At 40.7% G+C, this 22087-nt stretch carries 20 protein-coding genes; 16 read left to right on the forward strand and 4 right to left on the reverse strand.

The annotated features are described in order from the left end of the window. Nucleotides 1–130: 130 nt before the first annotated feature. The 3 genes from queC to queF are packed head-to-tail and all read left to right on the forward strand — an operon-like array spanning nucleotide 131 to nucleotide 1879. Complete coding sequence (gene queC / locus ACFSMW_RS07645; protein ID WP_390354470.1) at nucleotides 131–781, forward strand: 7-cyano-7-deazaguanine synthase QueC; 651 nt, start codon at nucleotides 131–133, stop codon at nucleotides 779–781. Continuing rightward, a complete protein-coding gene (locus ACFSMW_RS07650; RefSeq protein ID WP_390354472.1) occupies nucleotides 774–1361 on the forward strand; it encodes a VUT family protein in 588 nt (195 codons plus the stop codon). The genes queC and ACFSMW_RS07650 overlap by 8 nt, the downstream gene beginning before the upstream one ends. A 29-nt stretch (nucleotides 1362–1390) precedes the next feature. Continuing rightward, nucleotides 1391–1879, forward strand: coding sequence for a preQ(1) synthase (gene queF / locus ACFSMW_RS07655; protein ID WP_390354473.1), 489 nt, complete (start codon nucleotides 1391–1393; stop codon nucleotides 1877–1879). A gap of 126 nt (nucleotides 1880–2005) precedes the next feature. Here queF and ACFSMW_RS07660 read toward each other — a convergent pair whose 3' ends face one another. Next, the gene (locus tag ACFSMW_RS07660) at nucleotides 2006–4174 is read right to left on the reverse strand and encodes an alpha-galactosidase (RefSeq protein WP_390354769.1); all 2169 of its coding nucleotides are present in this window, start codon (nucleotides 4172–4174) and stop codon (nucleotides 2006–2008) included. A gap of 180 nt (nucleotides 4175–4354) precedes the next feature. Here ACFSMW_RS07660 and ACFSMW_RS07665 point away from each other — a divergent pair, with 180 nt between their 5' ends. From ACFSMW_RS07665 to ACFSMW_RS07705, 9 genes are all read left to right on the forward strand, one after another. Continuing rightward, nucleotides 4355–5239 (forward strand): helix-turn-helix domain-containing protein, encoded by an 885-nt coding sequence (locus tag ACFSMW_RS07665; RefSeq protein WP_390354475.1) that lies wholly within the window; start codon nucleotides 4355–4357, stop codon nucleotides 5237–5239. Between the two features lie 389 nt (nucleotides 5240–5628). Then, a complete protein-coding gene (locus ACFSMW_RS07670) occupies nucleotides 5629–7026 on the forward strand; it encodes an MFS transporter (protein ID WP_390354477.1) in 1398 nt (465 codons plus the stop codon). 503 nt (nucleotides 7027–7529) lie between these two features. Next, nucleotides 7530–8450 carry an iron-hydroxamate ABC transporter substrate-binding protein gene (locus ACFSMW_RS07675; RefSeq protein ID WP_390354478.1) on the forward strand — a complete coding sequence of 307 codons (921 nt, stop codon included), beginning with the start codon at nucleotides 7530–7532 and terminating at the stop codon, nucleotides 8448–8450. A 300-nt stretch (nucleotides 8451–8750) separates the two neighbouring features. After that, nucleotides 8751–10166 carry an aspartate ammonia-lyase gene (locus ACFSMW_RS07680; protein WP_390354480.1) on the forward strand — a complete coding sequence of 472 codons (1416 nt, stop codon included), beginning with the start codon at nucleotides 8751–8753 and terminating at the stop codon, nucleotides 10164–10166. 161 nt (nucleotides 10167–10327) lie between these two features. Further along, complete coding sequence (locus ACFSMW_RS07685; RefSeq protein WP_390354482.1) at nucleotides 10328–11791, forward strand: aldehyde dehydrogenase family protein; 1464 nt, start codon at nucleotides 10328–10330, stop codon at nucleotides 11789–11791. Between the two features lie 282 nt (nucleotides 11792–12073). After that, the gene (locus ACFSMW_RS07690) at nucleotides 12074–12535 is read left to right on the forward strand and encodes a hypothetical protein (protein ID WP_390354483.1); all 462 of its coding nucleotides are present in this window, start codon (nucleotides 12074–12076) and stop codon (nucleotides 12533–12535) included. A 486-nt stretch (nucleotides 12536–13021) separates the two neighbouring features. After that, nucleotides 13022–15784 carry a phosphoenolpyruvate carboxylase gene (gene ppc / locus ACFSMW_RS07695; protein WP_390354484.1) on the forward strand — a complete coding sequence of 921 codons (2763 nt, stop codon included), beginning with the start codon at nucleotides 13022–13024 and terminating at the stop codon, nucleotides 15782–15784. Between the two features lie 331 nt (nucleotides 15785–16115). Beyond that, nucleotides 16116–16358, forward strand: coding sequence for a hypothetical protein (locus ACFSMW_RS07700; RefSeq protein WP_390354486.1), 243 nt, complete (start codon nucleotides 16116–16118; stop codon nucleotides 16356–16358). Nucleotides 16359–16419: 61 nt separating this feature from the next. Next, complete coding sequence (locus tag ACFSMW_RS07705) at nucleotides 16420–16590, forward strand: hypothetical protein (protein ID WP_390354487.1); 171 nt, start codon at nucleotides 16420–16422, stop codon at nucleotides 16588–16590. 295 nt (nucleotides 16591–16885) lie between these two features. Here the strand turns inward: ACFSMW_RS07705 and ACFSMW_RS07710 are convergent, their stop codons facing one another. Next, nucleotides 16886–18214 (reverse strand): S8 family peptidase, encoded by a 1329-nt coding sequence (locus tag ACFSMW_RS07710; RefSeq protein ID WP_390354488.1) that lies wholly within the window; start codon nucleotides 18212–18214, stop codon nucleotides 16886–16888. Between the two features lie 715 nt (nucleotides 18215–18929). On the opposite strand from ACFSMW_RS07710, the gene ACFSMW_RS07715 reads away from it, so the two are divergent. Genes ACFSMW_RS07715 through ACFSMW_RS07725 form a run of 3 tightly spaced genes read left to right on the forward strand, consistent with a single transcriptional unit; the run spans nucleotide 18930 to nucleotide 19767 of the window. Beyond that, nucleotides 18930–19409 (forward strand): nucleoside 2-deoxyribosyltransferase, encoded by a 480-nt coding sequence (locus tag ACFSMW_RS07715; RefSeq protein WP_390354490.1) that lies wholly within the window; start codon nucleotides 18930–18932, stop codon nucleotides 19407–19409. A 3-nt stretch (nucleotides 19410–19412) separates the two neighbouring features. After that, the gene (locus ACFSMW_RS07720) at nucleotides 19413–19586 is read left to right on the forward strand and encodes a DoxX family protein (protein WP_390354492.1); all 174 of its coding nucleotides are present in this window, start codon (nucleotides 19413–19415) and stop codon (nucleotides 19584–19586) included. Further along, nucleotides 19567–19767 carry a DoxX family protein gene (locus ACFSMW_RS07725; RefSeq protein WP_390354495.1) on the forward strand — a complete coding sequence of 67 codons (201 nt, stop codon included), beginning with the start codon at nucleotides 19567–19569 and terminating at the stop codon, nucleotides 19765–19767. Before ACFSMW_RS07720 ends, ACFSMW_RS07725 begins: the two co-directional genes overlap by 20 nt. Before the next feature lie 157 nt (nucleotides 19768–19924). On the opposite strand, the gene ACFSMW_RS07730 is transcribed toward ACFSMW_RS07725, so the two are convergent. Next, nucleotides 19925–20611 (reverse strand): PadR family transcriptional regulator, encoded by a 687-nt coding sequence (locus tag ACFSMW_RS07730; RefSeq protein WP_390354497.1) that lies wholly within the window; start codon nucleotides 20609–20611, stop codon nucleotides 19925–19927. 386 nt (nucleotides 20612–20997) lie between these two features. On the opposite strand from ACFSMW_RS07730, the gene ACFSMW_RS07735 reads away from it, so the two are divergent. Then, nucleotides 20998–21567 carry a hypothetical protein gene (locus ACFSMW_RS07735; protein ID WP_390354498.1) on the forward strand — a complete coding sequence of 190 codons (570 nt, stop codon included), beginning with the start codon at nucleotides 20998–21000 and terminating at the stop codon, nucleotides 21565–21567. 74 nt (nucleotides 21568–21641) lie between these two features. On the opposite strand, the gene ACFSMW_RS07740 is transcribed toward ACFSMW_RS07735, so the two are convergent. After that, nucleotides 21642–21959, reverse strand: coding sequence for a YflT domain-containing protein (locus ACFSMW_RS07740; protein ID WP_390354499.1), 318 nt, complete (start codon nucleotides 21957–21959; stop codon nucleotides 21642–21644). Between the last annotated feature and the right edge of the window lie 128 nt (nucleotides 21960–22087).

A 22087-nucleotide genomic window follows, 5' to 3' on the forward strand; every position in this document is an offset into this window, starting at 1 on the left:
CTTCTTCAAATCCAGCAATATAGATACTGATTTATATTTTCTTCTTAAAAAACGCCGGGATTTGCCCTATACTATTATACAGAGGGTTCGAAACCATCCCCTCTATAAACAAAACTAGGAGGAATTACATATGGGAAAAGCAGTTGTCGTATTTAGTGGCGGTCAAGATTCAACGACGTGTCTTCTGTGGGCATTGAAGGAGTTTGACGAAGTTGAGGCCGTCACTTTTTTGTATGGCCAAAGAAATGTGTCTGAACTGGATTCAGCGAAAAAGATTGCGGGGGATTTAGGCGTAAAACACAAAGTACTCGATATGCAATTAATCAATCAGCTGACCGAAAATGCCATGACTAGAAAAGACATGGACATTGATGAGAGCGGGAAGGTGCCAAATACATTTGTACCGGGAAGAAACCATATTTTTCTTTCGTTTGCCGCCATTTATGCACAGCAGGCTGGTGCACAGCACATCATCACCGGTGTAAGTGAGACAGATTTCAGCGGATACCCGGATTGCCGCAATGATTTCATCCAGTCATTGAACAGAACACTGAATCTGGCTATGGATGCTGATTTAAAGATTCATACACCGCTAATGCTGAAAAACAAAGCGGAAACATGGGAAATGGCAGATCAAATGGGAAGGTTGGAATATGTCAGGGAGCATACCACTACCTGCTATAATGGCATAATCGGAGACGGATGCGGTGAATGTCCTTCCTGCAAATTAAGACAGCAAGGTTTAAAAGCCTATTTGGCGGGAGGATATCAACATGTATAGAGTGCTCATATATTTATTGTCTATTATACTTGCGAATGTGATTACAGCGAAATTCGCCCCGCTTAACATTGGGTTGTTCATCATCCCTTATGGCACATTATTCATTGGTCTGACGCTGGTCATGCGTGATATGGTCCAAAATAGGTATGGCCGTTTAAAAACATATATGTGGATTGTGGCGGCGCTGGCATTGTCAGCCATTACCAGTCATCTGCTGGGTGACGCATTATGGGTCGTATTTGCCTCCACGTTAAGTTTCATCATTTCCGAAACGGCAGATACAGAAATATATACACGATTCCAAATCCCTTTTGTAAAGCGCGTGATGTATTCAGGAGTGGTTGCTGGCTTGCTTGATTCGTCTGTCTTCGTCATCATCGGAATCGGTCCTTTAGGGCTTGGCTACGTTCCATGGGAGTTAGTACCATATGCCATAGCAGGGCAATGGGTGGCAAAAGCACTCATGCAGCTGATAGTAGCAGGAGGAATCAGGCATTTCGTTATCAAATTAGGCATATATGAGCCGAATATCACTGATCATATACATGCAAATACACAGTCAATAAAGACAGCAAGATAAACAGGATATCATAAGGAGGAAAATCAGCTATGACAAAAAGCGATACAAAAGACCTTACGTTGTTAGGTAATCAGCATACAGACTATCATTATGAATACAGCCCTGATGTGCTGGAGACTTTTGAAAATCAGCATCAGGAAAATAATTACTTTGTAAAATTCAATGCCCCGGAATTCACGAGTTTATGCCCAATGACTGGCCAGCCGGATTTTGCAGCCATTTATATTTCTTATATTCCGGATGTGAGAATGGTAGAAAGCAAATCATTGAAATTATACTTGTTCAGCTTCAGGAATCATGGGGCCTACCATGAAGACTGTGTCAATATCATGATGAAGGACTTAGTCAAATTGATGGATCCTCGATATATTGAAGTTTGGGCGAAGTTTACCCCTCGTGGCGGCTTATCCATCGACCCTTATTGCAACTATGGAAAGCCAGGTACGATGTTCGAAGAAATGGCAAACAAGCGGCTTATGCAACATGATCTCTATCCGGAAAAAGTGGATAATAGATAGTAAGCGCCGGGACGGTTCTGTTTAATTAAGAAGAAATGCTTCAGGGGAAGCCATTGATTAGCCCTGTTTGGACTATCCAATGACTCCCCCTGACAAATTTATAAAAACAGAACTGAAAAAATGGACTTATTCTATTTTTTTAAGTCTGATGGTAAGTGTGCTGTAATCCATTGCTAATGGAGACAAAGCGATACCATAAAACATTAACTCATCACCGCCGTATATTGTACCCGTTTCCACATCTTTATATTGGGACGATTTATCAAGCCCACGTAATTTTAAAATCGTTAAATTGGGATTGGGGACAGATAAGATTCTGGAATATAAAACAAAGCTTTCTGACAAGTCCTTTGAAACTACCTGCCAGGCACACTCATTGCTCCCAAACGGATTAATGAGTCGATAGAAGTCCCCGGTAAGCATTAACTTCCTCAATGTTTTGGAGTCTGCAACTTGTTTTTTTACCATTTCAAACTCTGTATCGGTCATTTCAGTAATATCTAATTCATAACCAAATACCCCGCTTAGTGCTACATCGCCTCTTGTTTTCAATGGTGTTATTCTGCCGGTCTGATGATTTGGAACAGTCGTTACATGAGCCCCCATCGTTGATAGCGGATAACACATGGAAGCTCCATATTGGATATGCAATCTTTCAACCGCATCAGAGTTATCACTTATCCACGCTTGCGGCATGTAATATAAAAGACCGGGGTCAAACCTTCCACCGCCGCCACTGCAGCTTTCAAATAGTACTTTGGGAAATCTGCTCGTGATTGTCTCCAAAATAGAATATAATCCCAGCATATATTTATGAGCGAAGTCTGTAGAGGGCATATCGGTAATATGGCGATTCATATCCCATTTTACATATGATATATTACTGCTTTCCAATATGCTGGAAACCGCCTCAATTATAAATTCCCTAACTTCTTTTTGGGTTAGGTCAAGGACATATTGATGTCTTGTAATGCTCGGTTCTCTTCCTTTTACGTTGATTACCCATTCGGGATGCGTCCTGTACAAGTCACTGTCAGGTGACACCATCTCCGGCTCAAACCAAAGTCCAAAGTCCATTCCGATATCATTCACTTTTTTAGCAAGGCCATCTATTCCATTGGGTATTTTATCTGTATTCACATTCCAATCACCCAGAGAGCAATGGTCGGTGTTACGTTTTCCAAACCAGCCATCGTCTAAAACAAATAGTTCGATACCGGCTTCCTGGGCGCGGGATGCTATCTCCATAATTTTTGCTTCCGTAAAATCAAAGTATGTCGCTTCCCAATTGTTTATTAATATCGGTCTTTCTTTATTTTTCCAAGTACCTCTGACAAGATTGTTCCGATAGAGGTCGTGATATGTTCTTGATAGATTTCCAAGCCCGCTATCCGAATAGCTCAGAACGCATTCTGGTGTTTGAAAAGTTTCAGAAGGGCCCAGGTTCCATTGAAATGTAAAGGGATTGATACCCATTTGCACCCTCGTCATATTATATTGATCTACTTCAATTACAGTAGAATGGTTCCCACTGTATACCAATGAAAAACCATAAGCATCGCCGTTTGTTTCAGTAGTGTTTTCATCGCATAAAATAACAAATGGATTCATTTGGTGTCCGCTTCCGCCTCTGGCGTTCGATAGTTCCAGTTTTCCTTGCCCTATTGGTCTTCTGTTGAGCTCATATTCTCTGGCCCAACCCCCGGCTAAATAAACGGCTTCATAATTAGAACCTACAAAATCAACATTGGCAGATAGGGCACGATGTAATATAAGGCGATGCTTGCTGGTATTTATAAACTTTGTATTCCTGCAAATGACATCGCTATCATCAAAAACAGTATAGGAAAGCTCAACTTTCACCCCGACTATTTCATCAACAAGCGTGATAATCAAGGTTTGCGCAGTGTGATTGTTATCATAGACAGCTGGAAGCCCTTTTAGTTCAGGTTTCCCCTCTATAATTTGGTAACTCTCATACCTTAAATCAGTTATACAGTGGCCGCTTTCTGTCTCAATTTGATAAGCAGGCGTACGCAAATCAAGATGTCCATAAGCAGGGTATTCCTGTGGCAGCTCATCTAGAGAAAATCCTCCCTGACTGTCTTTTGGCAGCCATCCTACATCATTTACTGGCGGGACAGAATAATCTCTATCTTTGGGGGTCCGTCCTCTGCTTAAATTCCTATGTAATGAATAGGAACGAGAAGACAATTTTTTACCATAGTACAGATGATAAAGCACTTTATGTTCGTCGACCGATATCATATAACTTGTGTTTTTCCCTTGTAACATGAAACATTTATCATTTACAATAATCAATTTTATACATCCCCCTGTCATACTTTATATCTTTGGCTGTAAAGCATTATATTCCTATAACGCTACTACAAATTTATTATGTTAAGATATGGAATACAATAGTAAATAAAACAGATATAGGTGAAAAATTGCCTTCTGCAGGAGGAGATTATATTGCAATTAAACTTTGAGAAAAACATAGGGTTCAGATTCTTAGATAATCAGTATAAAGAATTACCAGCAATCTATAATATCGGTTGGGAACGCAGAATTCCAGAAGACAAATACAATCATGATTGCAGACTGCGCAAAGAACCCCAGCTTATTTTCCAATATACAGTTTCTGGTGAAGGGAGATTAGAAGTGCACGGCAAGGTTCATAAACTTAAGCCGGGACAAGGTTTTTTAATCATGGCACCTGGTCCGTATAGATATTGGCAGGAACCCAGCCAAAAGTTTTGGGAGTTTAAATTTATTACCTTGTCTCTTGGTTTAACTTCCTTGTGGAGTTCTATTATAAAACAAAATGGACACATCATTAATTTTGGTAATTTCAAAAATCAAAATGATGTATTAACCTATTGGGAGTATATTTATGGTTTAGCATGTTCTGACGCTATTAAAAATGTGTATACAAGCTCCTCTTTGGCTTATTGCTTTTTGATGGAGCTGCAGCGGTGGGTTGACAGGGCGCCAGAGGAACGCGCGCTTTCCAGGCCAATTCGGGATTGTATGACATTTATTCAGAAAAATTTCCACAAAAGTATTGGACTTCGTGAAATGACTCTTGCTTCTGGTGTTTCAAAGTACCACCTGATCAGGTTGTTCAAAGAAAACTTAGGAGAGTCGCCTGTTCAATATTTAATTAAATTACGAATTAAAAAAGCTGTTCAGTTAATTATAGATACATCCGATTCTATGGAGAATATTGCTATCCAGTGTGGGTTTTCTAGTGGTAATTATTTTGCTAAAGTGTTTAAAAAGTGGATGAAAGTTTCACCCAGCGATTTTAGACAGGATGCTTTAGTCGATAGAATTGGATATATGTACATTACATAAAACCCCACGATTATAAAAAGGTTTATTTGGGCTGCTTGGATCTCTCCTTATTTATCCAGCCTGAGACTACTTAAGGAGCGGATTCTCCGGCCCCTTTTCAGGTGGTTGCATTAAATAGAATCTATTATGCTCACACTCTGCAAGTCATTTCGATTCCTTGATTCGGTCATTTTCAGCTAAGCATGATATGCCCCCCTCTCCCTCTGGCAGCAATATTTTACCCGTCTCATTTTTATTTACTCTTGAAAACAATCCAGCTGCATAATAAATTATGTTTATAAAGATACAAGACAATCTATGCTTACCTAAACATGTGGTTTAAACGAAAAATGAAAGCGCATGCCAGTTAAAATCTTTCTTTTTAAAACAATGAGAATGGGGTGTTAACAATGAGTGAAAAGGAGCAATATGTTACAGAGATAGATGACTCTTTTAATAAAACGCAAAGTATGCATAGGCAAAAGGTGCCTTTTAAAGAGAGAATTAGTTATGGATTAGGTGATACGGCAGGAAACTTAATCTTCATGATGTCTTCCACGTACCTGATGTATTTTTATACAGATATTTCCGGACTTGATGCCTCAGCTATTGGTACGCTTTTTTTAATTGCCCGTTTTATGGACGCCATAGGGGATCCAATTGTGGGAATTTGTATTGACAGGACCAACACAAGATGGGGAAGGTCAAGACCGTACTTTCTGTGGTTTTGTGCACCCTTTGCTTTATTTGCTGTATTAACCTTTTACGTGCCAGACCTTAGCACAACTTTAAAGCTGGTCTATGTCTATATAACGTATCTCTTGTTAAACATTGGCTATTCACTTGTAACACTTCCACTCTCGTCTCTTCTTCCTAATTTGACAAGTGACACGAAGGAGAGAACAGTTCTCAATTCCTTTCGTATGATTGGAGGACAGGTTGGAGCGTTCCTTACAAACCTTACAGCACTTCCGCTGGTTTACTTTCTGGGACGAGGTAACGATCAAAAGGGTTTTCTGATGACTATTGTGTTTTTTGCTCTCATCGGAGTAGCGATGTACTTACTTACTTTTAAAAATACACGAGAACGTGTCAGAACTGTCCATAATGAAAAGATAAATATTAAACAAGGTTTTAGGGCACTTAAAAGTAATCTGCCTTGGTGGATTATTTTATTCATTTATTTCACTTACTGGTTTGCTTTTACTGTCAAGAATCAAACAGCGATTTATTATATGAAATATAATCTTGGTCATTCGTCACTCACTCCAATCATTACGGGGCTAACTGTCATGATGATCCTTTCCATGATCATGGTTCCATTCATAGCAAATCGAATCGGAAAAAGGAACACGATGCTTATTGGATTTGCCATAGCTATCATTGCCCAGTTAATGACCTATGTTTCTACGTTCACAGCGTCCACATCGATATTAATTGGATCTACAGCATTAGGATATCTGGGCCTTGGTTTAGTAAACGGGCTGATAGTGGCTGCAATTGCTGATGTCGTTGACTATGGAGAATGGAAAACTGGCATACGAGCTCCAGGGTTTCTTGCAAGTGCTGAAAGTTTCGGCGTTAAATTTGGAACGGGACTCGGTGGAGCATCCGCAGCATGGATCATGTCTTCCAACGGCTATATAGCACATAAGGTCCAATCAAGCCAATCACTCCATGCCATACAATTTGATTTTATTTGGATTCCGTTAATCATGTTTGTACTCGGTTTCATTTCTTTGCTTTTTTACAAAATTGACCGGCTGGGTCCCCAGGTTGCTGAAGATCTAGCCAAGAACCGTATTTAATCTATTTAAATAATGTGATTAAAGAGGTTGTATGGTTGGCAAAGCAAATTCAGCACGATTTGGAAAAATCATTTTTATGAAACGATACCATTGACGGTTCAGTGGCGCAAGCACTTGATACACATGCGTTATGCGTAACAGGAAATAATGTTTTTGAGGCTGGAACAGATAAAGGGATAGTCATATCTGTTCCTTTCAATCGCATCTTTTATCTTTTCAAAAGTTATAAAAAAACAGCCTGTACAACAGACACGGAAAAAAATTACGTGTCCGTGCTGTATTACAGGCATTTTTAGATTACAGGTCCTTTGCGTTTTTTGGTTTTTCCTGATGAATCACATACTTACCAAGCGTGGTTTACAGTGCTGTTTTCTCTTTAGCCTGCCTTTTTGTGGGATTAAATCACCTTTTCATGTAATGAGATTGACAAAAAATTGATAACAAGGTAAATTAATAATTGATAATGATTATCAATCTCATTCTAAGGTAAAAGAGGTAAAAAAATGAAAAAAAGTCTCATTCCAGTTATCCTCATGTTAATCGTATTGATTAGCGCATGTGGTAAGCAGCCAGCGGAAAAGGCAGAAGCAACAGACGCGAAAAAGAGCAGCGATCAAATGATTACATACCAGTCAGAAAACGGTCCTGTAAAAGTTCCTGCGCACCCAAAAAGAGTGGTTTTATTATCAGACTATGCAGGAGATTTACTTTCCCTTGGTGTAAATATTGTCGGAGTAGAGGAATGGTCGAAAAAAAGCCCGTTATTTAAAGACAAGTTAAAAGATATACCCACTGTTTCTGATGATAATGTAGAAAAAGTGATGGAATTAAATCCTGACTTGATAATTGGATCAAGTGATAATAAAAATCTCAACAAATTTAAAAAAATAGCTCCTACAGTTACATACACTTATAATAAAGTGGACTATCTGAATCAGCGGTTAGAGATTGGCAAACTAGTAAACAAAGAAAAAGAAGCTCAAAATTGGATTACCGATTTTAAAAAACGTGCGCATGCGGTTGGCGAGAAAATAAAAGCGAAGGTCGGTAAAGATGCAACTGTTACCGTCATGGAAAGTTATGATAAGAGTATGGGTATTCTTGGTGAGGGCTGGGGCAGAGGAACAGAGGTACTTTATCAGGCGATGGCGTTAAAAATGCCTGATAATGTGAAGAAGGCGACCAGTAAAGAAGGGTATTACGATTTTTCTGCAGAAGTTTTACCTGAATATGTTGGCGACTATTTAGTTATTAGTAAGTATTCTGACCAAGATAATTCATATCAAAAGACCAAATTGTATAAAGAAATACCAGCCGTGAAGAATAATCATGTATTTGAAGCGGATGCGAATACATTTATGTTTAATGATCCCATAACGTTAGACTATCAATTAACGTTCTTCGAAAAACATTTTTTACAATAGATTAATCTCTGGTTTGGAGCAGCTCTTGAAGCTGCTTCTTTTTTTGGGGTTGCTGCTGATCGCAGGGATTTCTGCCAGGGAAGCAGGCGGTAAGGAAACTGATTATACAGCAAAATACCCGGCTCACATGATTTTTTGAAACTTCAGCAGATCATTTTTCCTAGTCTATTGACTTTAAAACCCTTTTGCGTTAGTCTTTCAATGTCTGTGAACAAGCTTGACAAAAATAATCATAGCTATTTCCGGAAAGCGCTTTCTGGAAATAAGATAAAACGGGAACGATAGAAGGAGCATCATGACATGCATGTAAGAATGGAAAAAGATAGCTTAGGAATGAAAAAGGTCCCTGAAGAAGCGTATTATGGCGTACAAACTGTACGAGCCTTGGAAAACTTTCCAATCACTGAAATACCTGTACACAAAGAGTTGATTCTGGCTCTGGCTGAGGTGAAAAAAGCAGCTGCAATCGCGAATATGCATACAGGCATGCTATCTGAAACAATTGGCAGTGCGATTGTGAAAGCTGCTGAAGAAGTGATCGAGGGAAAATTCCTGGACCAATTCGTTGTTGATTCTATTCAAGGAGGAGCAGGTACTTCCATCAATATGAACATGAACGAAGTGTTGGCCAATCGCGTGTTGGAAATGCTTGGAAGGAAGAAAGGAGATTATGACATCTGTTCTCCAAACACGCATGTGAACATGTCCCAGTCGACGAACGACACGATACCGACGGCTTTAAAAATAGCAGCATTCCGTATGGCAGAGGAATTGATCACTATCATGAATTCTCTGAAGATGGAATTGATGCATAAAGAAAATGAATTCCAGGATATCTTGAAAATGGGCCGTACACATCTTCAGGATGCAGTCCCCATCAGGCTGGGACAGGAATTTGGTGCATATTCCGAGGTGGTTGGCAGGGATATCAGAAGGATTACAGAGGCAGCGAAGGAAATGCTGACAGTGAATATGGGGGCTACAGCTGTCGGTACAGGACTGAATGCCAAGCCTGAATACATTGAAAAGGTTGCAGCACAATTGTCTGCACAAGTTGGTGTACAACTGCATTTGGCAAAGAATTTAGTAGATGGCACACAGAATACAGACGGATATACGACATTATCATCGGCATTGAAAGTGTCGGCGATTAACATGTCTAAAATCTGCAATGATATCAGGCTGATGGCATCCGGTCCGAGAACGGGTTTTCAGGAAATCAATCTCCCGGCCAAACAACCAGGCTCTTCCATTATGCCGGGAAAAGTGAACCCTGTCATGATCGAAGTGGTCAACCAAGTCGCGTTTCAAGTCGCGGGCAATGACCAGTCAGTCTGCATGGCTTCTGAAGCAGGACAATTCGAATTGAATGTGATGGGGCCTGTGATCATTTTTAACCTGCTGCAATCATTAAAAATCATGAAAAACGGTTTGGATGTATTTACACGCTATGCTGTCAGTGGTATGGAGGCAAATGTGCAGCGATGCCGTGAATATGTAGAAGAGAGTTATGGCATCATTACAGCCTTGAATCCACATCTGGGATACGAAACAGCTGCCAAAGTCGTTAAACAAGCAAGAGAAACAGGGTTGACTATCAAAGAAATATGTAAGGCACATCAGCTGTTGTCAGAGAAAGAGCTGGAGATCATTCTGGATCCGCGTGAGATGACTACGCCAGGTATTGCTGGAAATCAATTTCTGGTGACAACATAAACACGTTTTCTATAAAAATAAGGGGATATGTTCCATGCTTTAAAAAGAAGCTAGGAACTGTCCCTTTATTGCTTTCCGTTAAAATAGCATGCAGTTAATGTTGTATAATCCATTAGGATAAGCGAACGATATGAACGTTGCCAATGAAGGAGCTGAGGAAGATGGAAAACTTTGCAACCAATTATAATAAGAGTTACTTAAACGGAGAATGGACAGAAGGGAACACTGGCAGAACATATGATATATTGAATCCGTACGATGACTCCGTGATTACGACAGTCAATATTGCATCATTGGATCAGTTGAAAAAAGCCTATAGTGTCGCTGAAAGGTGCCAGAAAGATTGGGCACAATCGTCCATAGAACAACGCAGGGAAATGTTTCGCAAAGCTGCTGAATTCCTCCAAAATAATAAGGAAGAGATCATCCAAATCATCAGCAAAGAGACTGGCGGGACATTATTAAAGGCCGAGCTGGAATTGAATCTGACGATTGACGTGCTTAAAGAAACATTTGTCTACATGGACGCCGGAGAAGAAATAAAAGAAGTCAAGTCGTCTATTGAAGGAAAGGTGAATCGGATTTACCGGCAGCCGCTCGGGGTCATTTCATCGATTTCACCATTTAATTTTCCGATGAACTTATCGATGCGCTCTATTGCACCGGCGATAGCGTTAGGTAACACCGTTGTGCACAAGGCGGACTTACAAGTTGGCTTAACAGGCGGAGCGATTTTGGCGAGGGCATTTGACTATGCGGGTTTGCCAAAAGGGGTATTCCAATCTATTTTGACGGATATTGAAGAAATTGGCAACGAAATGATGGAAAATCCAGTGGTCCAGCTCATTGCTTTCACCGGTTCAACAAAAGTTGGTAAACAGATCGGAAAAACAGCTGGTGAGAATCTAAAACGGGTGGCATTGGAACTTGGTGGAAATAATCCGTTTATCGTATTACAGGATGCGGATGTAGAAAAAGCGGTAGATGCCGCTATATTCGGCAAGTTCATGCACCAAGGGCAAATTTGCATGTGTGTAAACCGGATTATTGTCCATCAAGATTTATATGAAGCATTCACCGATAAGTTTATCCAACGTGCAGCTGAATTACCTTATGGAGATCAAACTGATAAACATACGGTAATTGGACCATTAATCAATCAAAGCCAATTAAAAAAGGTCCAAGGGATGATCAAGAAGGCAAAGCAGAATGGTGCCAAACTAGGACTCGAAGGAAGACGCATCGGAAATATATTGACACCGTATATCTTTGTGGACGTGGATAATCGGGATGATATCGCGCAGTCCGAATTATTTTCCCCAGTGGTGTCGATTATCAAAGCGAAATCTGATGAGCAAGCGATTGAATTGGCGAATGATACGCAGTATGGTTTAACTTCTGCTATTTTCACATCTGATTTGAAAAAAGGCGAAGCATACGGGTTAAAAATAGATGCAGGCATGATTCATGTGAATGATCAAACCGTTAATGATGCCGCAAATATCCCATTCGGCGGTAATAAACAGAGTGGTATGGGCCGGTTTGGCAACCCATGGGTAATTGATGAATTTACTAAAATGAAATGGATTTCGGTCCAGAAGGAATATCGGGAATTCCCATTTTGACTGCAATGTTTTTCCTTCTGCAGCATCATAGAGGGGAATGTATAAAGTTTGGCCAAGCACATATATTATATGTTGAAGTGAAGGAACCCTTTTTGGATAAATGGGTTCCTTGTTTGTGACATGCGCTGTACACAGATTGTACCGTTTTTGCTATCTGGGTCTGATTTCAGGTCAATGGGATATTGATTATTTTTTTGAGCTGACTGCAATTGAATAGATTCACGTGAGGGAGAAATAATAAATACAAATTGCCTGATGACAACGTTGAAGGGAGCGCATCTCATGTTTGTTAGAATTTTAATGTTTGCTGGTCTGATTTTACCTTGGTTCACTTTGTTTCTTGCCAGCCCTATCACACGCAAGAAATTCATGCCTGTAACTATTTTCACTGCATTATGTATGACAATCATTTTCCAGATTGCTTATACATACGATTGGTGGGCTATTCATAAACAGATTGTCCCATGGGGCTATATGACTGATGTAAGCTTTGCTTACGGTATATTTTCAGTAGGGACATTTTGGATATTTAAGCTGGCATCACATAGGTTCTCGCTGTTTATAGTTGTAAATATGGTCATGGACGCTTTGATGGCATTTGTTGCACTTCCTATCTTGAATGTTCTAGGCGTAGCCACATATGAAAACATTTCCGCTTGGCAATACTTTTTGGTGATGTTTGCTCTTTCCTTCGTTATTTATGGTTATCACGTGTGGCAGCGAAAAATATTTCAGACAGATTAACCTGTTGAACCCAGGGTGTAAAATTACTTTTGCGTAGTGCAAAAAGCCTCCCATCGGACCTTTTTTATAGCGTGCTCTTTTAAACAATTATACAACGTCATTTAACTTTCCGAACCTTCTCCAGAAGCCAGTTGGTCCTGTATCCAACTGGCTTCTTGTGTGATAGAAATCATGATAACAATGCCATTGCACGATCGAAAAATCTGGAGAAGCAGTAATCTCGTATTCAGCAAGTCAGCTTGAAAAGGATTGTTGATTTTCACCTGCATTACGGCGTTAAAGCTATACCATTGAGATCCGGGCATTCCGTAAACATCAAAACTAAACTGAATTCTTGAAATCTATTTTCTAGTATGTCATCATTATAAGAATAACAAAGTATAAAGTGGTTCTTTTTTACGAAAGGTCAGCATGCTTTGTTACCATGATAGGATGAATATACGAAATTTTTTGCCATGATGCCAGAAACAGACAGGAGGAACCAAAATGGCAGAAACAACCTTGAAAACGACCGATAATAATGCGTTATTACGCCATGATGTGAATATGTTAGGGAACATATTGGGAGAAATTTTAGTACTTCACGGCGGTGAAGAACTGCTTGATAAAGTCGAAACGATTCGGGAAAAGACCAAAAGCATACGAAAAACTTTCGATGAGGGTACATATCATACCCTAAAAAATGAAATCAGCAGCTTGCAGCCCCCGATGCGTCAACAAGTGATCAGAGCTTTTTCAATCTATTTCCACCTGATTAACATTGCGGAACAAAACCACCGTATTCGGCGCAGGCGTCAGTATTTATTGACAGAGGAAACCAATCAATCCTTCTCCCTGGAAGATGCGGTCTCTAAAGTGAAGAGCTACAACCTCTCCAATGACGGCATCCAGGAAGTGCTCAAGACGTTATCTCTTGAATTGATCATGACTGCCCATCCGACAGAAGCGACAAAGCGGACAGTATTGGAAATACAGAAACGGATATCGGAAAATTTGCGAAAACTGGATAATCCGCAATCCACACAAAGAGAGAAAGCTTTCGTCAAAGAGAGTCTGTTCAACGAAGTGACCGCGTTATGGCATACGGATGAATTGCGGCATCGCAAACCGGAAGTCCTCGACGAAGTGAAAAATGGCCTCTATTATTTTGACCAGACATTGTTCGACACATTGCCCTCTATTTTTCAAGATTTGGAATTGCAGCTGCAGGAAAAGATTTCTGAGGAGGACTGGCAAGTACCGAATTTTATTCGCTTCGGTTCCTGGATCGGCGGCGACCGGGATGGGAATCCGAATGTGACACCAGAAATTACCTGGCAGACGCTCGAAATGCAACGTGAACTGATTTTAAAGAAATATGACGATGCTATCGTAGACTTGATGAGGCGATTCAGTCAATCGAGTGAACGCATTTCTATCAGCCAGGATTTTATTGATAAAGTGGCAGCAGAAGAACATCGTTATTTACAGGAAAAGGATACATGGCCTGTCAAATCAGAAATATATCGTCGGAAGTTCGCGGTCATTCTGAAGCGTTTGCGCCAGACTGGAAAATCTGCTGACGGGTATCGTTTCGCGGAGGAGCTGGCCGGTGATCTCAAGGAAATCAAGGAGCATGCAGAGGCACACCTGCCAAAGACGAAAAAGCTGAAGACCATGCGTAAGGTGATCCGGCAGGTGGAAATGTTCGGCTTCCATTTAGCAACGCTCGATATCAGAAACCACAGCGGAGAGCATGAGACAGCTATCCATGAAATTTTGAAAGCTGTCCATGTCACAGATGATTATTCCGCACTTACAGAGGAAGCTAAACAGGAAGTATTGCTTGAATTGCTGAATGATCAACGGCCGCTGCTGCTTTTCGATGGCGGTTACTCTGAAGCGACTCAAAAGATGCTGAAAGTTTTTCGGATGATCAAAAAGGCCCACAATGAATTCGGCAAACGAGCAATCCAGGTCTATTTGATCAGCATGGCGGAAGCACCAAGTGATGTCTTGGAAGTCCTGTTGCTTGCCAAGGAAATGGGGATTTATCGCCTCTATCCGGACGGCAGCATCGAAAGCGACTTGGATGTCGCGCCACTGTTGGAAACGATTGATGATCTGGTTGCAGGACCGAACATTATGCAGACATTATTTGAAACAAAAGTATATCGAAAACAGCTGCAAGCGCGTAACAACCACCAGGAGATCATGCTTGGCTACTCTGATGGCAGCAAAGATGGCGGTACATTGAGTGCGAATTGGCAGCTGTTCAAGGCCCAGCTGGAAATCCATAATATGGCTAGAGATTACGATATCCGTCTGAAGTTTTTCCATGGCCGCGGCGGCTCGCTGGGACGTGGCGGTGGCTCATTGAACACGAGTATCCTCTCACAGCCGGTGGAGACGCTGGGTGATGGTGTGAAGATCACTGAACAGGGAGAAGTACTATCTTCAAGATATTTACTCGAAGATATCGCTTACCGTAATCTGGAGCAAGCGGCCGCAGCTTTATTTGAGAACTGTGCCAAAGTTTCCAGTGCACCGCACCAGCTGGAATTGCGCAAAAATGAATGGGAAGAAGCGATGGAAGCCATTTCCGAAAAATCTTTGAAAAAATATCAATCGCTTGTGTTTGGCGATCCTGACTTCCTGACCTATTTCAACCAGGCTACACCATTGAACGAATTAGGTGCACTGAATATCGGATCACGGCCAATGAGCCGAAAGAACAGTCAGCGCTTCGAGGATTTGCGCGCTATTCCATGGGTATTCGCTTGGACGCAATCCAGACATATGCTCCCTGCCTGGTATGCGGCTGGTACAGGCCTGCAATCTTTCATTGAAGCAGATGATAGCAATCTAGAGATTTTGCAAACCATGTATAAAGAATGGTCTTTCTTCCATTCGACGATCAACAATTTGCAAATGGCATTGTTGAAAGCTGATATGAAAACCGCTAAGGAATATCTGGAACTGGTAGCAGATCCGGTGCTGGCCAATCGTATCTATGAGGATGTTCTCGATGAATACGAGCGGACCAAAAAAGCACTGCTGCAGATTTCAGGAGATGAGGAATTGCTTAGCCATAAGCCGAATATCAAAGAGTCTGTACACCTTCGCAATCCATATGTCGATCCGCTCAACTATTTGCAGGTGGATTTGATCCAGAAGCTGAGAGACACACCAAACCCGCCAGACGATTTGGTGACTGAGGTGCTGTTGACAATCAATGGCGTTGCAGCGGGATTGGTCAATACAGGTTGATGAGACTGAAAAAAACAAAATGCTTTATGGCGAAGCCAGCTGGTCATGCAGACAGCTGGCTTTCCTTCGGTAAAAAGTATGGGGGCAAAATCAAATTGGAAACCAGATCAACCGTTTTCAATAAAATCTGACCGCCCCAATGAAGTTTGTTATAATGAACAGTGGTAATATACTTTCCCTATAAATGATAGGATGGTTTAAAACCGTCGTAAGGAATGCAGTTTATTACCTTCATTTACCTGTTAAGACTACTCATTATACAAAATACCGAACACGAAAGAGTCAACTTACATCATTTTTCGGGCAGCTGCATAACTATTGGAGGGGAGATATGGGATATATTCGGTTTACAATGGGTTATGCGGGATATTTTTTGATCGTTTTTATGTCGTTTCGGGCATTACTTGTCCAAGATGATTGGGCAGCTTTCATTATATTATTCGCAGGATCATTTTTACTTATAAACTACGTACAATTTCTGGAGAAAAAACAAGGGAGACCTAACAATAGCGTATACATCATTCTAATTGCGGCAGTTGTGTTTTTATTTGTAGGATTTAAAATGTTTGTTTAGGCCAAACCGTATTATTTAAACGGTCTGAGAGATGGCGTAATGAATTTGAAAGGGGGGCGTTTTGGTTATATTTAAAAGACTTTTGATGGTTTTTCTCACATTGATCATCGCTGTGGGGACAGTGCTGGCAACTGCGAAACATCCAACAGGACCTAATACAGTTTCCTATGATGAACCAGCTGGTTTGTGGGTTTCTATCGGTATGGTGGTCGTACTTTTTTACCTCCTTTGATTTTATCTCTATCCAGCAACCGTGTTGTGAGAATTATATCCGCAGTTTATCAAGTGTTTTTCGTGATCTCATTCCTGGTTATTTTACCAATCGGATTTCTTTTTCCTCAGAGCATTGGTGTAAGCGTTATGGCAGTTGCAGGGGTTTTCATCAGTATCGCTAGTGTTATTGTCACCTTAAAAAATCATTCCAATGAAGCTGTCCAGTTTTAGAGTTGGTTGAAACAATGAAAAAACAGGTGAAGCAATTGTTTCTTCACCTGTTTTGCCATCATTTTTTCAGTTCGTGTTTATGGTTACCTTGAAAGCGGGCTGGCTGCTTGTACAGCAGCTTGCGCGTCAACAATTCCATGACCATATTGAAGTGCTGGACCGGCAGGCTGTGCCGTGTTATTCAAAATGTTTCTTGCCTGGCTGACAGATACATTCGGATTAGCTGACCTGATCAATCCCATCACGCCTGACACGTGTGGAGTAGCCATGGAAGTACCTGACATGGTTGCATAGCCGCCATTCGGGACAGTGCTGTAAATATCTGATCCCGGAGCCATGACATCTAAAGCTGATCCATAATTAGAGAAGCTTGAGCGTGTTTTGCTGGATGTGACGGAACCAACTGCAATGGCACCATCATAGGCTGCTGGATATGATACACTTCCTATTCCATCGTTTCCGGAAGCAGCAACAACAATTGTACCTTGATTGTTTGCTGCTTGAATTGCTTCTTCCATGCCTTGGTCATATCCGCCTCCGCCCAATGACATATTGATGACATCTGCATCCACACTAGCAGCATAGGCGATTCCTTGTTGGATGCCATACATGGAGCCGCTTCCGCTGTCACTTAAAACCTTTACTGGAATCAGTGTGGCTTCCTGCATGACACCGGAAACATTTCCATAGCTGGCGATAGTTCCTGATACATGTGTGCCATGGCCATTGCCATCACTTGTCGTTCCACCGACAAAGCTCTTTCCTAATGAGGTATTAACCAAGTTTTTTAAATTTGGATGATTGCTGTCAATGCCTGTATCTAAGACAGCAATTTTTGTGCTGCTCGAGCCTGGAGTGACTTCCCAAGCCTCTGGCGCTTTGATCATGTTGTAATTCCATTGTTGATTAGGATGAACACTCATTGGAGATGTTTTTTCCGGTGCTGCTTCAAGAGTGTGCATGGTATAATTCCCTTGAATGTATCTGACTTTAAGGCCTTGTGCCTTCAATGATTTTTCGAGTTCTTTTTTTGCTTGATCGATTGTTTTGTACTTGGCTCCATCATATTTAACTAAATAAACCAGGCCCATCTGATCGATCATTTCACGTTGGAAATCAACATTCATCGTTTGTGCAGAACCTGATTGAATGCTATCTAACAATGAATCTGCTATTTGGAAACCACTTTGTTTCAGCTGAGCAGATTGAAGCGTGGCTTTGTTTGTACTTTGCATGGAACTTTTTTGTGAATCTGCCTCCACCGAAACAATAAGCTGACCTTTGATATAATCATATGATGCGTTGGCTGCTTTAGAGGATTTCGCAAATGCTTGTCCAGAAAAAGCTGGCATAGCAATAAAAACAATAAGCGATAGGATAGAAAAACCAATAAAGCTTAACAACTTTTTCATAATGAATTCCTCCTTTAAGATTAGGTGCTGATTATGAAGCGTTGTTACTAATTCTTTGTGTCCCTCTGGCTAAAAGAGCTGAATGCTCACCTCCTTTCAACATTTTTGATGAAAAAAAGGTTCCATATTTTCTCGGATTCCCAGGAATGAATTATAAATCATGGAATCTTTGATGAATAAGGAATCTATGTTGTTGAAAGTCACACCAATCTAGCAGATTGCATAGTGTGGAGACCTTTAATAGTTACTGAAAAGGATGTCGGAACGGTTCCACAGACTGTTTTTGGTGATACGTGATTTCATTTCTTTTATCGAGTAATTCTAGTACATGGTTTTTTATCTGGCTTCTTTTTTACATAATTTGTATATATTTCCAAAGTAACATAGAATGACTGTTATTTGTATTGGGAAAGTCAGTTGGATTATCAACAAATTACGACAAAAAATGATAAATCTCTTAAGCATTTTTAAGAGATTTATTCTCAAGTTGGGCAACCTGTGGTAGATTTTTCGATATTTTGCATAGAGTGGATGCCGATATTGATGGGAACCATGTCCAAAACTGTTTATATAAAACTATTGGCAGTGAACGAATGGTACAAGCTGCTGCAGTGGGAGCAGGAAGTGAATTAGTTGCAATATGCGGCTGATGGGTTATATTAATTTGGGAGACAAATGGAGACATCACGTTTCACATCACGCAGGAGGTTGTAGTATGGAAAAAAATAAAATAAAAGTATATCTTGCAAGTCCATTTTTTAGCGAAGAACAAATTGAAAGAGTTGCACGAGTGGAAAGCGCACTGGAGGCCAATCCTGCCATTGAAGAATATTTCTCTCCAAGGAAAGATCAATTAGAGCATTTGACATTCGGCAGTAAAGAATGGGCAGCAGCCATTTATCAGAACGATATAAAGCATGTGCAATGGGCTGATGTGATCGTTGCTGTATTAGACTATGAAGGAGAAACGGAATTACATGGTGTAAAACATGGACATGTCGATTCTGGTACAGCTTTTGAGATCGGATATGCAATAGCTTCCAATAAGCCTGTTATTTTGGTACATGAAAAAGGCGGAATCGTGAACCTCATGTTGTCGCAAAGCTGCCATGCATATCTGGACCGTGTGGAGGCCGTAGAAGACTATGATTTTAACACAATGCCCGAAATAGCCTTTGAGGGAGAAGTATTGTAGCGGATGAAAAAAGTCGCATTATATGTATTTGCCATCTTTTTTGGGTTGGCGGGGATCTCCCATTTTGCCTTGGAATCTTTTTTCACGGCCGTCATGCCCGATTGGGTGCCATACCGTCCGGCTATCGTGTATGTTTCAGGGATCGTGGAGATACTGCTTGCAAGGTTTGCTGAATAAACAAACCAGCAGAAAAAGCGATGTGTTTATTGCCATATTCCTGGTACTTGTATTTCCGGTGAACATCTATATGGCATTGACGCCGGAGAAGTACGATCTGCCGGCGTATGCTTTGTGGCTGCGTCTGCCATTGCAATTTGTGCTTATTTGGTGGGTGCTGAAAGTACGTACAAGCAAATGACCATTATGGCAGTTTGTCAGTACCGGACCGGCGGGATGCAGCAGCATTTCCTAATACTGTGCATGCAAAACTGTGAGTGATCTGTCTAAAACAAAAAATTGGACCATCCTGTACAGAGGACGGTCTCTGAAAAGCTAAGCAATGGTTCCACATGCAGTCATTGCTTATCATTTTCCGCTGATGTGTCATTCTCATCGGCAATTTTTTTTAGCTCTGTTCGTGTTTTCTCAAGAAGCTGCTGTAACTGTTCTTTCTTTTTAGGATTTTTCATAGCTTGACGACCTATCTTGATGAAGGCATGAAACAGATGATGAATGTCTACTTTCAAGTCTTGCATTTCATCGATGTCCACATTCTTGAATTTATTCATTCTTTGGATGAAAGGATCTTCTTCTTGATGTTTTTTTAAATAATCCTTTCCTTCTTCCGTAAGATGATAAACCTTCTTACGTCCTTCCTTGGACGAGTGAATAAGATCTTGGTCCTCCAGCATTTGAAGCGTGGGATAAACGGATCCGGGACTAGGTGAATAGAACCCTTGGAACTTCTCTTCCAGCTCCTTGATTAGTTCATATCCATGCCGAGGCTGTTCTTGTAACAATTTTAATAAGATCATTTTAAAATCACCGCGCCTAAAAAAACGTCCGCTGCCATCCCCGCCGAATCCTCTTCTTGCAAAGAATTGCAATCTTCCATGTGCATCACTATCTTCATGTTCCATTTCCAATCTCCTGTTCTGCAGGGATTCCTTATTAAACCTGGCATCTCTAAAAAAATCTTTATGTGCTGAATGTCCATGTCCTTTAAAAAAAGGATGCGAATGCATGTCGTGATTATCAAACATTTAAAATCCTCCTTTATGCTGTAGTCTGCAGTTAACGATATATCGTTATTTATAGACTAAACGATATATCGTTAACTGTCAACCACAAATGATTCTTTTTTTTAGTTACATTTCAAAAGAATTTACTTCCTGGTTATGCCTTGCAAACTAGTGAATGTTGTCCCGCCATCCTTCAAAATAAATACAGCTATATATAAAACACAATCCAAGATAAACAGCAGTTTATCGTAGCTGCCCTATGTGACGGCAGCGAACTGATGCTGTACGAGCAGCAATCTTAAATAGAAGGACGTAATCATGAAACCAGACACAGAAGCTATTCGTATACAATAGTGCATCAGTAGTCATATGCTGGCAAATAGGATCGTGCGAATGGAGGGAGTAAATTGTCTGTTGTGAAAGTTGTATTGGATATCATCTTTTTGATTATCATGGGATATTTGGCGTATGAATTTATACGTGTACTGGTGAAAATGACTGAAAAAGTCATACTGCCTATTTCGGAGGAAGAAAAGGATACGATCAGAACACAGCCGCAGCGAAAACTGGATTCCCCGACATATACAGGCCAGAAATCAGGCATTATTTTATACACGGTCATATTTCTGTTTACATTGTTGATGTTTGTGGCGAGTAGTGTTTTTAAGCTGTTTGATCAAAACATGTATTTGCTGTTGCTTGTTCCGCTTTTGGGTTCATTCAATTGGTTGAATATGTTTGCAATAGTTGAGGATGGTGTGCTATGCAAGAGCAGATTTATTCCTTGGGAAAGGATAAAGTCTTTCCGTTTCGAACGGATTGACATTAATCACCGCTATTATGGGCATTCCAAAGAAGTAAACGATACATATGAATTAAAAATGGAAACAAGGACTTTTACTGCCAGCTGTGTGGTGACTTCTGAGGAAATGAAACATGAACTGAACAGTATGCTGAAAGATCGGGTCGGGGTATAGAATTATTTTCCTTAGACGATAGCGGTATACAAAAAAGGCTGGAAGACCAGCCCTTTTGCACTTGATGGTTATACTCAGGATGCGGTATTGATCAGGAGAATAGTACCGTGATCTAATTTCTTTTCAAATTCATTTGCTTCATCCTGCGTGAAGCCGAGTTCCTTGAATTGTGCTCGGAGTTCATCACCTTTTTTGGTAAAAACGTTCCCGCTTTCTGTCGTAAATCCTTCGCCTAATTTACCGGCAGCGATGCTGTCAGCAACACGATCTGTCCTGTCATCGTCATGTGACATCACGTACAGCTTATCCTTTGAGATACCTTGTTCTGAAAGTTTCTTAACCTCTTTCTTCAATTCTACGTCGTCTTTAAATTCTTTTACTGTTGGTTTCATATTCACATACCTCCAAAAATGTCTGCTTTGATCATGCTTCTGCCATTTCTGGAAGAATCAGATGCATGACCATCTCCCACTCGTAATATTCCCTAAAACAAAGCTGTCAAACATTCCCCGCCTCATAC

The organism is Tigheibacillus halophilus (assembly GCF_042683165.1).
Classification (GTDB): Bacteria; Bacillota; Bacilli; order Bacillales; family Amphibacillaceae; genus Tigheibacillus; species Tigheibacillus halophilus.

Bases quoted from the DNA above. Each gene is read 5' to 3' on its own strand.
- queF (WP_390354473.1), top strand. From the start codon at position 1,391: ATGACAAAAAGCGATACAAAAGACCTTACGTTGTTAGGTAATCAGCAT.
- ACFSMW_RS07680 (WP_390354480.1), top strand. From the start codon at position 8,751: ATGCATGTAAGAATGGAAAAAGATAGCTTAGGAATGAAAAAGGTCCCT.
- ACFSMW_RS07700 (WP_390354486.1), top strand. From the start codon at position 16,116: ATGGGATATATTCGGTTTACAATGGGTTATGCGGGATATTTTTTGATC.
- ACFSMW_RS07715 (WP_390354490.1), top strand. From the start codon at position 18,930: ATGGAAAAAAATAAAATAAAAGTATATCTTGCAAGTCCATTTTTTAGC.
- ACFSMW_RS07670 (WP_390354477.1), top strand. From the start codon at position 5,629: ATGAGTGAAAAGGAGCAATATGTTACAGAGATAGATGACTCTTTTAAT.
- ACFSMW_RS07650 (WP_390354472.1), top strand. From the start codon at position 774: ATGTATAGAGTGCTCATATATTTATTGTCTATTATACTTGCGAATGTG.
- ACFSMW_RS07690 (WP_390354483.1), top strand. From the start codon at position 12,074: ATGTTTGTTAGAATTTTAATGTTTGCTGGTCTGATTTTACCTTGGTTC.
- ppc (WP_390354484.1), top strand. From the start codon at position 13,022: ATGGCAGAAACAACCTTGAAAACGACCGATAATAATGCGTTATTACGC.
- ACFSMW_RS07710 (WP_390354488.1), bottom strand. From the start codon at position 18,214: ATGAAAAAGTTGTTAAGCTTTATTGGTTTTTCTATCCTATCGCTTATT.
- ACFSMW_RS07740 (WP_390354499.1), bottom strand. From the start codon at position 21,959: ATGAAACCAACAGTAAAAGAATTTAAAGACGACGTAGAATTGAAGAAA.
- ACFSMW_RS07675 (WP_390354478.1), top strand. From the start codon at position 7,530: ATGAAAAAAAGTCTCATTCCAGTTATCCTCATGTTAATCGTATTGATT.
- ACFSMW_RS07685 (WP_390354482.1), top strand. From the start codon at position 10,328: ATGGAAAACTTTGCAACCAATTATAATAAGAGTTACTTAAACGGAGAA.
- ACFSMW_RS07730 (WP_390354497.1), bottom strand. From the start codon at position 20,611: ATGTTTGATAATCACGACATGCATTCGCATCCTTTTTTTAAAGGACAT.
- queC (WP_390354470.1), top strand. From the start codon at position 131: ATGGGAAAAGCAGTTGTCGTATTTAGTGGCGGTCAAGATTCAACGACG.
- ACFSMW_RS07720 (WP_390354492.1), top strand. From the start codon at position 19,413: ATGAAAAAAGTCGCATTATATGTATTTGCCATCTTTTTTGGGTTGGCG.
- ACFSMW_RS07660 (WP_390354769.1), bottom strand. From the start codon at position 4,174: ATGTTACAAGGGAAAAACACAAGTTATATGATATCGGTCGACGAACAT.